The organism is Halomonas halocynthiae DSM 14573 (assembly GCF_000425725.1).
GTDB lineage: Bacteria > Pseudomonadota > Gammaproteobacteria > Pseudomonadales > Halomonadaceae > Halomonas > Halomonas halocynthiae.
The window spans coordinates 295896-310715 of sequence record NZ_AUDZ01000013.1 but is presented as its reverse complement, the minus strand read 5'-3'; the positions used below and the strand labels follow the sequence as shown (position 1 = coordinate 310715).

Genomic DNA, 14820 nt, shown 5'->3' with positions numbered 1-14820 from the left:
AGCGAGAGACGCGCACCAATATCTGTTTTTCAATCGGATTCTGTGATTCTGAATCAGCCCTCAGAACGTTTTGTGGTGCCTGTCTCTGTCTCCGTGGCTGTCTTGGCCTCCAGCGCCGCCTCCAACGCAACCACCTGTTTTTCTAACGCCTCGACTCGGCTGCGAGTACGCTGCAGCACATCCATCAGGATGTCGAAATCTTCTCGGGATACCAATTCGAGCCGATCAAAGGCACTGCGTACCACTTGCTGAACGCTTTTTTGGGCGTCTTCCGGCGCCTGTGAAAAGTCCTGTAAACGCTCACCAACCTGCTGAGCCAAACGATTGAGTCGATCCTGACTGATCATGGTGCAGTCTCCTGAACGCTACCTAAGCAATAGTAAATGAATCTGTTCACAGGATACGCAAGGCCTGCCTTCTGTGCATTCCTGTTATGCGTCCTATCGGTTCGCCCTATCTATGTGGCTGACAACACGACAGCACAGGCCTTTTACGCACCAAAATGGTGCGCAAAGGGTTGTCACGTGTCTGGTGTTGACCTAATGCTTCGCGACAAACGTTAAAAGCCTTCCAAAGAATTTTTCTAACATGCTGATTTTTTAACAACATTTAAAACTTCCGGCACGAACTATGCATTGACTTAGCGAACCCCTCCATTGCGGCACCGCCGCTTATGCCACCTTTGGGAGAATCGTAATGAAGCTGATTACCGCGATCATCAAGCCTTTCATGCTCGATAACGTACGTGAGGCGCTAGCTAGCACCGGCGTACAAGGCATTACCGTTACAGAGGTCAAAGGCTTCGGCCGACAGAAGGGTCATACCGAGCTATATCGCGGCGCAGAGTATGTCGTCGACTTTCTTCCCAAAATGAAAATCGAGGCAGCCGTAGACGATGAACGCCTAGAAAGCGTGCTCGATGCGATCTGTACAGCAGCCAATAGTGGAAAAATTGGTGATGGAAAGGTCTTCGTGACCGCTCTCGAAGATGTCATTCGTATCCGTACAGGAGAGCGTGGCGCTGATGCGGTGTGATTTGAAACAGCTTTTTGATTGCCACAAGGCATAGTTACGGAGATAAACACATGAATGCACTAAATGAGCTGAGCCAGTTGTCTTATGCGCTCGATACATTTTACTTTTTGATCTGCGGCGCATTGGTAATGTGGATGGCTGCAGGTTTCTCAATGCTTGAAGCTGGCCTGGTCAGATCAAAGAATACCGCCGAGATTCTCACCAAAAACATCGCTCTATTCGCCATTGCCTGCACCATGTACTTGGTGGTGGGCTACGCCATCATGTACTCAAGTGACGCTGGCGGAGTTCTACCACGGCTGGGCATGCTAATTGGCGCTGAAAACAGCCTCGATACGATATTGGCCGGTGGCGATGATGCACCCTACTATGCTCAACGTGCCGACTTTTTCTTTCAAGTTGTGTTCGTGGCAACCGCCATGTCCATCGTTTCTGGGGCGGTGGCTGAGCGCATGAAGCTATGGGCCTTCCTGGCCTTTACCGTAATCATGACCGGGCTGATTTACCCTGTCTCCGGTTACTGGACCTGGGGCGGCGGCTGGTTGAATAAGCTGGGTTATTTCGACTATGCCGGCTCAGGCATTGTCCACTTGGCGGGTGCATCAGCAGCCCTGGCTGGTGTGTTGGTGCTAGGACCTCGAAAAGGAAAATATAGTAAAGACGGTGCCATCTTTGCCATTCCCGGCGCCAACCTTCCTTTGGCAACGCTAGGTATGTTCATTTTGTGGATGGGGTGGCTTGGTTTCAACGGGGGGTCGGAACTGAAGATTTCTGATGTCGTGTCAGCCAACAATGTCGCTCAGGTATTTTCCAACACCAACGCCGCTGCGGCTGGTGGCGTTATCGCGGCCCTACTGCTAGCCAAACTGTGGTTCCGTAAAACAGACCTTACCATGGTACTCAATGGTGCCATTGCTGGCCTGGTCTCTATTACCGCTGACCCTTTATCACCCACCGTATTAGGCGCCACACTGATTGGTGCCGTAGGTGGCGTACTCGTCATCGTCGCCATCGTCACGCTCGACAAGCTACAGCTTGACGATCCCGTTGGGGCGATTTCTGCTCACGGCGTCGTCGGCATCTGGGGCGTATTAGCAGTACCGCTGTTCAACGCAGACGCCAACGTTTCCTCCCAACTGGTCGGCATTCTAGCCATCAGTGGATGGGTGTTTTCAGCCAGCCTGATAGTGTGGCTAGCTCTCAAGGCCATCATGGGAATTCGCGTCAGCGAAGAAGAAGAATACAGTGGGGTAGACTTGGCCGAGTGCGGCTTAGAAGCCTATCCGGAGTTCAGCTCCAGTAGAAAGTAGTATCAGGACTCATCTGAGGTATTGTCTGGCGGATCGCGAGGCGGTACCTCAGATACAGGGGTTGCTCGTGGCGGGGAAGCCCCATGACTTACAGGCAACTCCGCACGCAGGGCATCGAGCTCTTTACGCAAGGAAACAACCTCATGATAGAGCTGACGCGTTAGCTCACGGCTTGCCTTGTGCTGGCGAGCATTTTCGTCTTCTTGATCGCCGATAAACAAGGAACTGATATAGGCAGCAAAACTACCAAATAGCCCGACACCAGCAACCATCAACGCCACAGCCACCACTCGCCCTAACGTAGTCATTGGGTAGTAGTCACCATAGCCAACTGTGGTTACAGTCACAAAAGCCCACCACAGCGCTTCTTCAGCGGTATCAATACTACTTTCAGGATTGGGGCTTTCCACCAGCAGTATGGTCATTGAGCCAAATGCGACCAATAACAGCGTTGCCGTCGCCACCGACGCAAACAGCCCTTCAGCACGGTTGCGAAATAGGATACGCCAGATCATATGCAGCGACTTGATCGCCCGTAGCACTCTAATAACCTGCACCACCCGCACCAAACGCCCAGCAAACAGTAGCCCAGCGGGGATGCTGGCCAATAGGTCAATCCACCCCCAGCGCATGAAGCGCCACTTACTGGGGGCCGCACGAAAACGAATAGCAAAGTCGAGGAAAAAGAAAAAGCACACCACCAAATCGATGTAGTGCAGCAATTGCGACATTTCGTCAGACAAGTCAAAAAGCACGTCTACAGCAAGCGCGCCAATGACATAAAAAGACAACACCAGAATCATCAGCTGAAATGCTGATAGATTTTCTTTCATGGACTCCGCCTCTTAACGCACCACCCCCATCGCCACGTCACGCGTTAGGCTTCTCGCTGGCTATCAATGCGCTCAGCGCAGCCTGATATCCCTGACTACCCAGCCCAGCAATCACGCCATCAGCACGCAGCGAGACATAAGAATGATGACGAAACGCCTCTCGCTTATGCACATTAGACAAGTGAACTTCAATCACCCGCCCTTCAAAAGCATTAAGCGCATCAAGAATGGCGACTGACGTGTGGGTATAAGCGGCAGGATTGATAATGATTGCCGCCGTAGCATCGAGACGCGCGGCATGTATCCAGTCGATCAATTCGCCCTCGTGATTACTCTGCCGGCAAGTGACCTCCCAGCCAGCCAATACTGCTTGCTCGCGTAGCCCATTATCGATATCGGCCAGCGTTTCATCACCATAAATTTCAGGTTGCCGAGTCCCCAGCAGGTTGAGGTTAGGGCCGTGCAGAACCAGTACCTTGTTCATGTGTGCTTCCTAGATATGCAGAAGTAATACAGCAATGCATTAGCTGATTTGATAGTTAGCATCTCATGCTGTCTCTGACGCCAGCAATTTATGCCATAAGGCAGCGACTGCCTCGCGGTGAGCGGCAAAGGCGGCCACGTCGCCCTGGGCTGGCTGGCCGATAAGCGAGGCTCGATGGGCCCCGCTTCGGCAAGCCAGGTAAGCGTCTCGTAATCCATCAGCCTCACTGGGCAATAGTCTACCGCTCGCCTCTAGGGTATCGAGAATCCGCATATTATCACTCCACTCAAGCAGTTCGGGCGTCTCATGAGCCATGGCTAACACCGCAAACTGGCACACAAATTCGATATCCACCATACCGCCCGCATCGTGCTTGAGATCAAACATCCCAGGGGCCGCTTTGCCGCCTAGGTGCCCACGCATTTTTTCACGCATTTCAACCACATCACGGCGCAAATCCGTCAACGATCGCTCGCGCCCCAGCACCTCTGCGCGCAGCTGCTCGAAGCGCTCTGCTACGTCAGGACTACCCGCGACCACCCGAGACCGCACTAGCGCCTGGTGCTCCCAGGTCCAGGCTTCCTTACGCTGATATTCGGCAAACGCATCAAGGCTTGCGACCAATAAGCCAGAGTTACCGGAAGGCCGCAGGCGCATATCCACTTCATACAAGCTCCCCGTGGGAGTCACCGCGGTTAGCAAGTGAATAATGCGCTGACCAAGCCGAGTAAAGAAAACGGCGTTATCGATAGGTCTCGCGCCGTCGGTTGCCCCCTGGCTCGACCCATCATGCAGAAACACCAGGTCAAGGTCGGAGCCATAACCCAGTTCAATGCCCCCCAGCTTGCCATAACCAACAATCAAAAAGTCTGGCTGCTGACCACTACGCGAACCGTCGTGGCGCTCAGGAAAGCCGTGTTTACGCGTGAGGTGCTTCCAAGCCATCACTAACACGGCATCAAGAATCACCTCGGCGATATAGGTTAAGTAGTCACTCACTTTCATCAGGTGCCGAGTACCCGCAATATCTGAAGCTGCCACATGAAGTACCTGAGCATGTTTAAAAATACGCAGGGCTTCTAACTGGGCTTCTTCGTCATCTTCTGGAATCCGACCCAAGGCCTGACGAAGCTCATCGGCCAGCCGCTGCCGATCTGCCGGGGTATACAGCGTTTCTGGCGTTAATAATTCATCAAGTAGAATAGGATGACGTGCCAATTGCTCGGCGATCCAAGGGCTGGCGCTACACAACCGCATCAAGTGATCAAGCGCACCTGGGTTTTCCCGCAGCAAGGCCAGATAAGCCGTGCGCCGTAGCACGGCTTCGACCAGTGGCAACACGCTGGCTAGGCTACGATCAGGCGTCTCACTGACGGCGGCGGCATCCAGCAATAGCGGCATCAGCGCATCTAGGCGAGCATAGCCGATACGCTGCATAGACTGCACCGCGCGCGAGTCACGCAGGGTACGCAGCCGTTTAAGGCTGTCTGCTGGGTGATGAAAGCCGCCCTTAGCAAGCAAGGCACAGGCATCGTCCTCAGGCTGATCATCACGCCACAGCACGCGCCACTGCTCCAACGCAACACCATTACCCTCATCGACAGCCTGGCTGTCTTCTTCGAATTCGTCTTCAGGGTCAGCGATGACCGCATCGAAATGACGGCGCACTCGATCGTGCAGAGTATCGAGCACCTCACTCAGCGCCGCCCAGTCGGGCTGGTGCATGGCAAAGGCCACGCGGCAGCGCCCTTCCTCATCATCTGGTAGCGTTTGGGTTTGGCGGTCTTCTCTGGCTTGCAACACGTGTTCTAGGTCACGTAAATAAACATAATCTGGCATTAGCTCGTCGGTTACACTGGGCGGCAACAGGTTCAAACTAGGCAGTCGCTCCAGTGCCAACTTCAACGACGTAACCTGCAACTCTGTATCGCGCCCACCACGAATCAGCTGGAAAGCCTGCGCCACAAACTCAATTTCGCGGATACCACCACGCCCCAGCTTAATATTGCTTTGCATGCCCTTGCGACGCACTTCCCGGTTGATCATCGCCTTGAGTTCACGCAGCGATTCAATCGCACCGAAATCGATATACTTGCGATAGACAAAAGGCCGCAAGGTATCGAGCAGCTCTTCCCCGGCAGCAATATCACCGGCCACCGGCCGGGCCTTGAGCAAGGCGTAACGCTCCCACTCGCGCCCTTGGTCTTGATAGTAGCTTGCCAGCGATGCAAAGCTTCCCACCAGCGGCCCGCCGTCACCCAGCGGGCGCAAGCGCATATCAACGCGAAACACAAAACCGTCAGCGGTCATGGCGTCCAGCGCACCTATCAACTTCTGACCCAGCTTGGTGAAATATTCCTGATGCTCGAGAGACTTGCGCCCTCCATGGGTCTCACCTACGGAAGGGAACGCAAAAATCAGATCAATATCTGATGACAGGTTAAGCTCGCCGGCCCCCAACTTGCCCATGCCCAACACTACCAGCCGCTGAGACTTACCATCCGGTTGCAGCTGAGGATATCCCCAGCGCGAGGATAAATGCGCTTCAAGCCAACCCAGCGCCGACTCAAGGCATACCTCAGCCAGGCGTGAGACCGCCGCCGCGGTTGCCCACATATCACTGCCCGGCGGGCGAATTAAGTCGCGCCATATGATGCCCAGCATGCGTACCCGACGAAAACGGCGCAGCACCGCATACAATCTGGCTTCATCCTCAGCCTGCTCCAAGCACTCCGCCAGCGCCTGACCCAGATCAGGCAGCGGCTGCGTCAGCTCACCACTGGCCTGCAGCTCAAACAGTAATTCGGGATAGCGCGCCAGTGAGTCCAGCACGTAATCGGAAACCACCAAAACCCGCGCCAGTTCAGCTCGACGCGTATCAGACAGCGTTTTCCAGCGCTCGCTGGGAGCGGGCGCACTCTGCAACTCGGCAAGATTGTCTGCCTGCTCAAGCGCCTCCCGTAAACGAGACTCAGCATGCCTCAGCACACCTCTCAGCGACTCGGGAACACTATCCAGCGGCAGGAAATCATCAGGTAAGGCCATGGGGAGCTCGCTTGCAGAAGGAAAACAACCTCAGCATACCCAAGCACAGGCGCGAACGGCCAGCCAAAGCAAGCGATAAGCATCAGGCGCTTAGCCTGCCTGGGTCGCGTAAGTTCAGGCGTTAGTGCACCTCTGCTTCGCTTATCAAACGGGCTAACCTCCTGCTAGGCGTGCCCACAGCAGCAAGCCCCAGGTCAGCCCCGCAATACACAACGCCAGCATCACCGCGGCTGAGCCAATATCCTTGGCGCGTCCAGAAAGTTCATGGTGCTCAGGGCCGATGCGGTCCACGACGTTCTCTACGGCACTGTTGAGCAGCTCAACAATCAGTACCAGCAGGCAACTACCGATTAGTGCAATCCATTCCAGCGGTTCACGACCCAGCCATACCGCCAGCGGCAGCAAAATTACGCATAACGACAGTTCCTGACGAAAAGCGGCTTCATCACGAAATGCGGCTCGCAGCCCTTTAAACGAATAGCGAGTGGAGTTAACCAAGTGGCTAACGCCCGTGCTACTGGCACGAGGTTGCTTATCAGGCGTCATACGTACTCTCCTTGCATTGCCCTAAAACGGTTATCAGTTCGCATTTATCATCGGCTCAAGGTCAGCGGCAATGCTATCAACCACTCGGGTCCAGCTCAGGTAGGGCGTAGATGCTGTGCCATTAACCAGCACCGTAAACACGCCCCAACGATTCGTGCGAGTCCGGAAATAGCCCGTCATGGCACGCACAGTAACTGGCTGACTGAGGGTGCCGGTCTTAATCATGACGTTGTTCTGGAAGGTTGGCGAACCACGACGAATAAAGCGCATCACGCCATTTTCTGGCGACTGCAGGCCTGCCACGAAGCTGGGAAACAGAGAGGAGCGTTGAAACATGCCCTCCAGCAGTACGTTGGTACCAGCGGCGGTCACGCGGTTGGTGGTGGTCAGGCCGCTACCGCTGTCTAACCTGAGCGGCCCTTGGCCTGGCAAGCTGTGTGCAAAGGCGCTAACGGCAGCTCCGGCCTGAGCAAGATCGGGCCTTGGGCTATCCACCAGGTTCAACGCCATCATATCGGCCATGAAATTGTTGGAGTAGTTCAGCATGCGCAGCAGCCCTTCCTGCAACGGTTTACCATCAACCGCCGCCAGCTGGTGTGAGCCGCTGACGGGCTGAAGGGTGCTGATAGCGTAGCCATCACGCACACTGATGCCTGACTGAGTCAGCATATCCAGCAACAACTCGCCAGTCTGGGCAGCAGGGTCTGAACTGGCGCGGTAAAGCTGTCGTGGATAGGCGTTGGTAGAAATCTTTCCCGATACCTGCAGCACGTCACCATTGACATCACTCACACGGCGCGCTGACAACTCTGTACCGCCATTGGCGGCTTGAGTCGTGACACTATTTTCAATGCGCGGCAACGCCACCTTGCTGTCACAGCCGACAACGCGAGCAGGCTGGCCAGCCTGCTCTGCTGGCGCAACCGCGACACACCAACTGCCATAGTTAACGCCAACTGAGCTAAGCAACGCGCTATACGCATTATCAGAGCGCTCAGACACACGGCAACGGTCAGTTGTCAGACACTTTACTGGGCCAAAACGCCACTGGCTGATAATTAACCGCCCGTCAACCTGACGCACACCGGCCTCATGCAGCCGTTGAGCCAGTCGCCACAGGTCTTCGCTGGTAAAGCCCGGGTCGCCGCCGCCATCAAATACCAAGTCCCCTATCAGCACGCCATTGGCATCGGGTTTAGCTTGGCTCATCAGACGAGTAGTAAAGCGGTGCTGTGGGCCGAATTTGTCTAACACCGCGGCGGCAGTGTAAACCTTGGTAACTGACGCTGGAGACAGCTCACGAGCAGGCGACATACTGCCCAGGATACGGCTCGGGTCGTTGCCCACAGGCAGTAGACGAGCCTCTGCGCCGATCTGAAACCCCTCACTTTGCAGGGTTGCTAGCGATGGAAAGCCACTGGCCAATGCAGCAATGGGAAGCCACAACAAGAGAAAAAAACACACCAACAGCGGGCGAAATAGCATGGGGCATCCTGTCCGAGCATGAGAGTTAGATAGGCAATAGCGTAACGCCATGATGATCATCACCGAGCGCTCGGCAAAAGTGTCCTTATAACGCCCACAGTTTACCTGCACCACCGGCACGTTTCGACTCTGAAAACGCTCAGTGGGGCGACACGGTCGACCACAGCTGAATGATCAACACGCCGCCAACAATCATCGCCATACCTAATATTGCTGGCAGATCGGGCCTCTCGCCATACACCACGACCCCCACCATAGTGACCAGCACAATACCCAGCCCAGCCCAGATGGCGTATGCCACGCCTACCGGCAGGCTGCGCAGTACCAGCGACAACATATAAAATGCTAGCCCGTAACCTGCCACTACCATCAAGCTTGGCCACAGCCTTGTAAAACCCATGGAAGATTTAAGTGCCGAGGTAGCAAACACTTCAGCCACAATCGCCACAGCCAAATATACATAACTCATACAGAGCTCCTTGCTGCCAGCAGTCGTAACATCAGATGGTCAAACAGCGTATTGAACCCCATGGCATAAAGTAAGAAAAAGATCATAAAGCCAATATCCATCACAAAGGCATCAAGTAGGCCAATTTCAAGCCACCAGGCAATTAGCGGCAGCGTAGTCACTAACAGTCCCAGCTCGAAACCCATCGCCTGAGCGAAACGCTGTCTCAACGTACGGCGACGGCTGGGCACCCAGAGGTCAAAAATCCGATTCCAAACCAGATTCCATAACATAGCCATAGTGGCAATTACTGCCGCCAGCCCCCCAATTTCCAACAGGCCATGGCCACTCAACCAGCTGGCCAGCGGTGTCACAATGAGCAGGCCACCCAACTCAAACAACGACATATGAACAACCCGCTCTTTCCAAGTACGCATCGCTTACCTCTCCACCATCAGATACACATCACGCTTTTGGGCAATGCCTTATTTTTTGGCGACGCTATCGGTCAATCGGTAGCAGACCAGGACGATACGGCAATGTCGCCACCAGCCGCCATAACGGCTGACCGCTGCGATGATATTTCGCCTCGAAGGGCGTCAAAAAGTCATTCTCAGGCTGATACTCCTCAACATCCACTTCAATGCCAGCAACCTGATACAACGCTAGAGCAAACTCTTGAACGTAGATTTTCCAATTAGAGCGCAGCTCCAGTTGCCCCCCCAGTGCCGCAATAGCCGGAAATACCGGATGCCCAGGCCAGCGCATCTTAAAATGCCCGGGCTTCGGGTAAGGGTTCGGATAAAGCAGATAATGGCGCTGCGGCTGCCACCCCCCAGCCAGCGCCAAACGCCAGAAATCGATCAAATCTGCGCGCACCAACAACGCATTGGCCGGCAGTTCTCCATGATCACGAGACAGCCGGTCGGCACTACGGTCTATACCAATCACAATGTTGTCAGGAAAACGCCTAGCCAAGTGGCGCGTAGACAGCCCAACACCACAACCTGCATCAATGATCAGCGGCGATTCAAGGTGCCGGCATCGCCACGCATCCGCCTGTTCAAAGGCTATTCGGGTGTGCTCAGCAACAGGCTTACGCAGCGGGTATTGCAAGGCACGACCCACGCGACGGGAAAGATCCTGGTGCGGCGCTGTCTGGGCACTTAAAACGCGCCGTGAAGTGTCAGGCATCATGGTTACAGGCTCGTGAAAAAGTGTATTTCATGGCTAAAACGGCACATTCTACCACTAGCGAGCCATCAGTCTGCGGTGGTCAATGACGCCACACCAACCCAAGTGCTATGATCCCTATCCTGCTTTGAGATATATCATCGACTCCCAATCGCATTACATTGCACAATGAGGACTCCGGCTTGTCACATTTACCGGTGATCGTAGGCATGGGCGGCATCAATCCCGCCGGCCGCACTTCTGGGCATCAAGCGTTTCGCCGTACCGTGCTCAGCGCCCTGCCCGACGATATCCAGACCCGCACATTATTGGGCTTGGCCGCTATGATGCGACTAGCCAGCGTAGGTGATGACGGCCAATGGCGTGATGCTAACGGCTGCTCACTTGACGTAACCTCTCTGGCGGAACAGACCTGCCAGCAGGTGCTCAACCACACGTTGATTCGTCGTATTGAAGACCCACGTTTCAACGATGAAGGGTTGCCAGCCAATCGTCGTGCCAGTCTGGCTCTTGAGCAACCACTCACGTTTCGTCTCTCGCGTCGTCAACTTCCCGAGTCACTGCCCGCCGACTGGCAGGTGCAGGAAGTTGACCGCAAAACTCTGGAAGTCACAGTACCCGCCAGTGAAATGAGCGTAATGCTGCCCGACGCCCGCCACGCAAGAGTACGCACGGCAGGCCAACTACCCAGCGGTTTCGCTCCCGAAACGCTCTACCACAGCGTGCATCACCCGCGCGGGCTGGCGATGTCGGTTTTTGCCGCCAGCGACTGTCTCAACGACAGCGGTTTGAGCTGGGAATCGCTGATTGATCGGCTCGACCCCGACCAAGTCGCTGTTTATGCAGGCAACTCCATTGGACAGATGGATGAGCCCGGCTGGGGCGGGCTGCTCAAAAGCTTTGCTGATGGCAAGCGTGCCACCTCAAAACAGATGCCACTGGGCTACGGCCAAATGCCCGCTGACTTCCTGAATGCTTATGTGCTGGGCAGTGTAGGCGCCACTGGTGCGGCGTTAGGCGCGTGTGCCAGCTTTTTGTACAACCTGCGCTTGGGTGTTGATGATATCCGCTCGGGTCGTCGTCGTATCGTCATGGTTGGCACCGCTGACGCGCCGATTACCCCAGAAGTTGTCGAAGGTTTTCGCGCCATGGGCGCACTGGCCGATGACGACAGCCTCAAGACACTCGACGCACTAGAGTGCCTGACCGACGCCGACTACCAGCGCGCCAGCCGTCCTTTTGCTCGTAATTGTGGCTTCACCATGGGCGAAGCCAGCCAGTTCATCATGTTGATGGACGATGCCTTAGCGCTAGAAGTAGGGGCCGACATTCTCGGCAGTGTGCCAAACGTATTCGTCAATGCTGATGGCTGGAAACGCTCAATCTCAGCCCCTGGCATCGGTAACTACATCACGCTGAATAAAGCCGCAGCTCTAGTGCGCGACTTACTCGGCAGTCACTCCCTACGCGAACGCACCTTTTTACACGCCCATGGCACCAGCACGCCGAAGAACCGTGAAACCGAGTCTCACGTGTTCGACCAGGTCGCTAAGGCCCACGGGATCGAACAATGGCCCGTCGTAGCCATAAAAGCGTTTATTGGCCACTCCCAGGGTAGCGCCGCAGGCGACCAGCTAGTCAGCGCCTTGAGCAGCTTTCAGCATGACCTGTTGCCCGGCATTCCTACGCTGGATGACGTAGCCGACGACGTGCACGCTCAGCGCCTGCGTTTTTTCCAAGAGCCGCTGGCTTTCCGTGGCGATGCATCGTTCATTAATGCCAAAGGATTTGGCGGTAATAATGCTACTGGCGTGGTGCTGTCCCCTGATGTTACCGAACGCTTAATGACGAAGCGTCATGGCAAACCGGCAATGGAGGCATGGCGTCAGCGCCGCGCAACCACACGCCAAGCAGCGGCGGCTTATCACCAGCGCGCTGACCAAGGCTACTTTGCGCCGCGCTACCGCTTTGGTGACGGCGTGCTGGAGGGGCCTGAGCTTAGAGTAGAGGCTGATGCTGTACACATCCCCGGCTATGCCAACCCCGTCGCCATGACGGTCGACAACCCCTTCGGTCGACTTAATGACGGCCAAGAAGACCTTGATGCGCATTCTGATAACCGCTCTAGTGATCATACGAAGGAGCCCTGATGCAGGCTGCAATCTATCCCGGTACGTTTGATCCCATCACCAACGGACATTATGAAATGATCAGCCGTGCCAGTCGGCTGTTTGAGCGGGTGGTGGTGGCTATTGCCGGACGTCCCGAAAAGAGCCCTAATCTAAGCCTAGCGGCGCGCATCGAGCTAACCCGCGAAGTGACAGCTGGGCTTGATAACGTCGAGGTCATTGGCTTTTCGGGATTACTCACCGAGCTGATGGAAAAGCAGCAAGCACATATTATTCTGCGCGGCCTGCGCACAGCGTCTGACTTCGAATACGAGCTGCAGCTAGCCAACATGAATCGCGCTCAGATGCCCGAGCTAGAGACGGTATTTCTGACCTCAGAGGCCCAACATTCTTACATTTCGTCGACCCTGGTACGTGAAATTGCCAAGCTAGGCGGCGATGTATCAAAACATGTGCATCCCGCTGTCGCGCAAGCTCTACGCAGCCATTATAATACCTGATTAATATACTCAGCTTTTCCCGCTGATAGCTAACACCATTCTGGCTGCAAACTCCACGAGGCACCCCCATGGCACTGATGATCACCGATGAGTGCATCAACTGCGATATCTGCGAACCCGAATGCCCTAACGAAGCAATTTCAGCAGGCGATGAGATCTATATTATCGCACCTGAGCTGTGTACCGAATGTGTTGGGCATTACAACGAGCCCCAGTGCCAACAAGTATGTCCCGTGGACTGCATTCCACTCGATCCGCAGCGGCCAGAAAGCCGCGAACAGCTAATGGAGAAATACCAGCGCATCATTGCCGAGCGTTAATCTCAGCATCAACAGCCTGCTTCACATTAGCGATGGTAAGCCCGCCTCATGACAGAACCTTCTACTAGCTACCGGCGTTTGTGGACACTGGCTTGGCCCATCATTCTCTCCAATATTACTGTGCCGCTGTTGGGGCTGGTGGATACTGCCGTTGTCGGCCACCTGCCAGATGCGCATTATCTGGCTGCCGTCACGCTGGGTGCCACGTTATTCAGCTTTCTGTTCTGGGGATTTGGCTTTCTACGCATGGGAACCACCGGCCTTACCTCCCAGGCCGCTGGACGCGATGACGACGAAGCCGTGCGCAACCTGCTGGGGCAATCGCTACTGCTGGCTATAGCGCTAGGGGCAGGGCTGATTATTGCTGGCAGCCCTTTGATTAGCCTAGGGTTATGGCTGCTTGATGGCAGTGAGCAGGCCTCTCTGCTGGCCGCCGAATATGCCAGTATTCGTCTGCTTTCAGCCCCCGCCGTGCTGGCCAACTATGCGATTCTCGGCTGGTTTCTGGGCCAGCAAAACTCGCGGGTAACATTGGCCATCATGCTACTCACCAACGGCGTCAATATTGTGTTTGACCTGCTGTTCGTCATTGGGCTTGGCATGACGAGTAATGGCGTGGCCTGGGCCACTGTAATTGCCGACTATAGCGGCTTAGCACTTGGCCTATGGCTGATCAGCCGCCAATTAAAACGTCTCGAAGGCCGTTTTTTGCGCCACCACCTGCTCCGTTTGGCTGCCTACGCAGAACTGTTCAACGTTAATGCCAATCTATTTGTGCGCACCCTGGGGTTGCTGTTTGCCATGGCGTTTTTCACCGCTCAGGGGGCGGCACAGGGCGATATTGTTCTAGCCGCCAACGCCGTGCTGCTACAGTTCATTATGCTAACCTCCTATGGCCTGGACGGCTTTGCTCATGCCACCGAGTCGCTGATTGGCCGAGCCATCGGCAAACAAAACCCTCACATATTCAACAGCACCCTTCGCGCTGCCACGCTCTTATCCGTTATCACCGCTGGCCTCGCCACCCTCGCCTTCCTTATTGGTGGCCAAGAGCTAATTGCCCTGCTTACCGGCCTTGATGCTGTACGTGATACCGCCGCGATCTATCTACCGTGGATGATTGCCCTACCGTTGATTGCCGTTTGGAGTTATCTGCTTGACGGTGTATTTATCGGCGCTACCGCCATCAAACAGATGCGTAACAGCGTATTTATTGGCTTAACAGTATTCTTGACACTGTGGTGGGCATTTCAGTGGCTATTCCGCCAGCAGTTACTGGCTGACGGCTTACTCAACCATGCACTATGGTTATCTTTCATGGTGTTCTTTATCGTCCGCTCGGGAGTACTGGTTGCCTACCTGATGCCCTTGCGCCGCCGCTATGGTGACACCGGCGAAGCCACTGGCACGCCCTGATCATAAGGCTCTTTGACACCCTAAAGTTTAGTTGTAAAACCTCTGAAGCAACGCTGATAACAACGTGGCTCAACA

The 14820-nt window shown here is 55.1% G+C and carries 15 protein-coding genes; 6 read left to right on the top strand and 9 right to left on the bottom strand.

All coding sequences use genetic code 11. The features are described 5' to 3' along the window. Window positions 1-53: 53 nt before the first annotated feature. Window positions 54-347 carry an accessory factor UbiK family protein gene (locus H616_RS13955; protein WP_051233883.1) on the bottom strand — a complete coding sequence of 98 codons (294 nt, stop codon included), beginning with the start codon at window positions 345-347 and terminating at the stop codon, window positions 54-56. Window positions 348-696: 349 nt separating this feature from the next. On the opposite strand from H616_RS13955, the gene H616_RS0101460 reads away from it, so the two are divergent. Next, window positions 697-1035 carry a P-II family nitrogen regulator gene (locus tag H616_RS0101460; RefSeq protein ID WP_027965774.1) on the top strand — a complete coding sequence of 113 codons (339 nt, stop codon included), beginning with the start codon at window positions 697-699 and terminating at the stop codon, window positions 1033-1035. A 50-nt stretch (window positions 1036-1085) separates the two neighbouring features. Continuing rightward, window positions 1086-2345, top strand: a complete 1260-nt coding sequence (locus H616_RS0101455; protein ID WP_035572259.1) for an ammonium transporter — start codon at window positions 1086-1088, stop codon at window positions 2343-2345. Window positions 2346-2347: 2 nt separating this feature from the next. On the opposite strand, the gene H616_RS13950 is transcribed toward H616_RS0101455, so the two are convergent. The 8 genes from H616_RS13950 to trmB form a co-directional block, all read right to left on the bottom strand. Next, window positions 2348-3178, bottom strand: coding sequence for an ion transporter (locus H616_RS13950; RefSeq protein WP_084155625.1), 831 nt, complete (start codon window positions 3176-3178; stop codon window positions 2348-2350). A 37-nt stretch (window positions 3179-3215) separates the two neighbouring features. Beyond that, complete coding sequence (gene aroQ, locus H616_RS0101445; RefSeq protein WP_027965772.1) at window positions 3216-3662, bottom strand: type II 3-dehydroquinate dehydratase; 447 nt, start codon at window positions 3660-3662, stop codon at window positions 3216-3218. A 63-nt stretch (window positions 3663-3725) separates the two neighbouring features. Continuing rightward, window positions 3726-6707 (bottom strand): bifunctional [glutamate--ammonia ligase]-adenylyl-L-tyrosine phosphorylase/[glutamate--ammonia-ligase] adenylyltransferase, encoded by a 2982-nt coding sequence (gene glnE / locus H616_RS0101440; RefSeq protein ID WP_027965771.1) that lies wholly within the window; start codon window positions 6705-6707, stop codon window positions 3726-3728. 153 nt (window positions 6708-6860) lie between these two features. Further along, entirely contained in the window at window positions 6861-7253 is a 393-nt protein-coding gene (locus H616_RS0101435) for a diacylglycerol kinase (protein WP_027965770.1), read from the bottom strand. A gap of 33 nt (window positions 7254-7286) precedes the next feature. Beyond that, entirely contained in the window at window positions 7287-8738 is a 1452-nt protein-coding gene (gene dacB, locus H616_RS0101430; RefSeq protein ID WP_027965769.1) for a D-alanyl-D-alanine carboxypeptidase/D-alanyl-D-alanine endopeptidase, read from the bottom strand. 139 nt (window positions 8739-8877) lie between these two features. Next, window positions 8878-9207 (bottom strand): DMT family transporter, encoded by a 330-nt coding sequence (locus H616_RS0101425; RefSeq protein ID WP_027965768.1) that lies wholly within the window; start codon window positions 9205-9207, stop codon window positions 8878-8880. Continuing rightward, complete coding sequence (locus H616_RS0101420) at window positions 9204-9623, bottom strand: PACE efflux transporter (RefSeq protein ID WP_027965767.1); 420 nt, start codon at window positions 9621-9623, stop codon at window positions 9204-9206. The genes H616_RS0101425 and H616_RS0101420 overlap by 4 nt, the downstream gene beginning before the upstream one ends. Window positions 9624-9687: 64 nt before the next feature. Next, entirely contained in the window at window positions 9688-10380 is a 693-nt protein-coding gene (trmB, locus tag H616_RS0101415) for a tRNA (guanine(46)-N(7))-methyltransferase TrmB (protein WP_027965766.1), read from the bottom strand. 209 nt (window positions 10381-10589) lie between these two features. Here trmB and H616_RS13945 point away from each other — a divergent pair, with 209 nt between their 5' ends. The 4 genes from H616_RS13945 (at window position 10590) to H616_RS0101395 (ending at window position 14745) form a co-directional block, all read left to right on the top strand. Then, complete coding sequence (locus H616_RS13945) at window positions 10590-12530, top strand: beta-ketoacyl synthase (protein WP_084155649.1); 1941 nt, start codon at window positions 10590-10592, stop codon at window positions 12528-12530. Continuing rightward, on the top strand, window positions 12530-13009 hold the full coding sequence (coaD, locus tag H616_RS0101405) for a pantetheine-phosphate adenylyltransferase (RefSeq protein WP_027965765.1): 480 nt from the start codon (window positions 12530-12532) through the stop codon (window positions 13007-13009). The genes H616_RS13945 and coaD overlap by 1 nt, the downstream gene beginning before the upstream one ends. A gap of 68 nt (window positions 13010-13077) precedes the next feature. Beyond that, window positions 13078-13329: a YfhL family 4Fe-4S dicluster ferredoxin gene (locus tag H616_RS0101400; protein WP_027965764.1), complete on the top strand. Its 252-nt coding sequence runs from the start codon at window positions 13078-13080 to the stop codon at window positions 13327-13329. Between the two features lie 48 nt (window positions 13330-13377). Continuing rightward, window positions 13378-14745, top strand: a complete 1368-nt coding sequence (locus tag H616_RS0101395; protein ID WP_027965763.1) for an MATE family efflux transporter — start codon at window positions 13378-13380, stop codon at window positions 14743-14745. Window positions 14746-14820 lie beyond the last annotated feature (75 nt).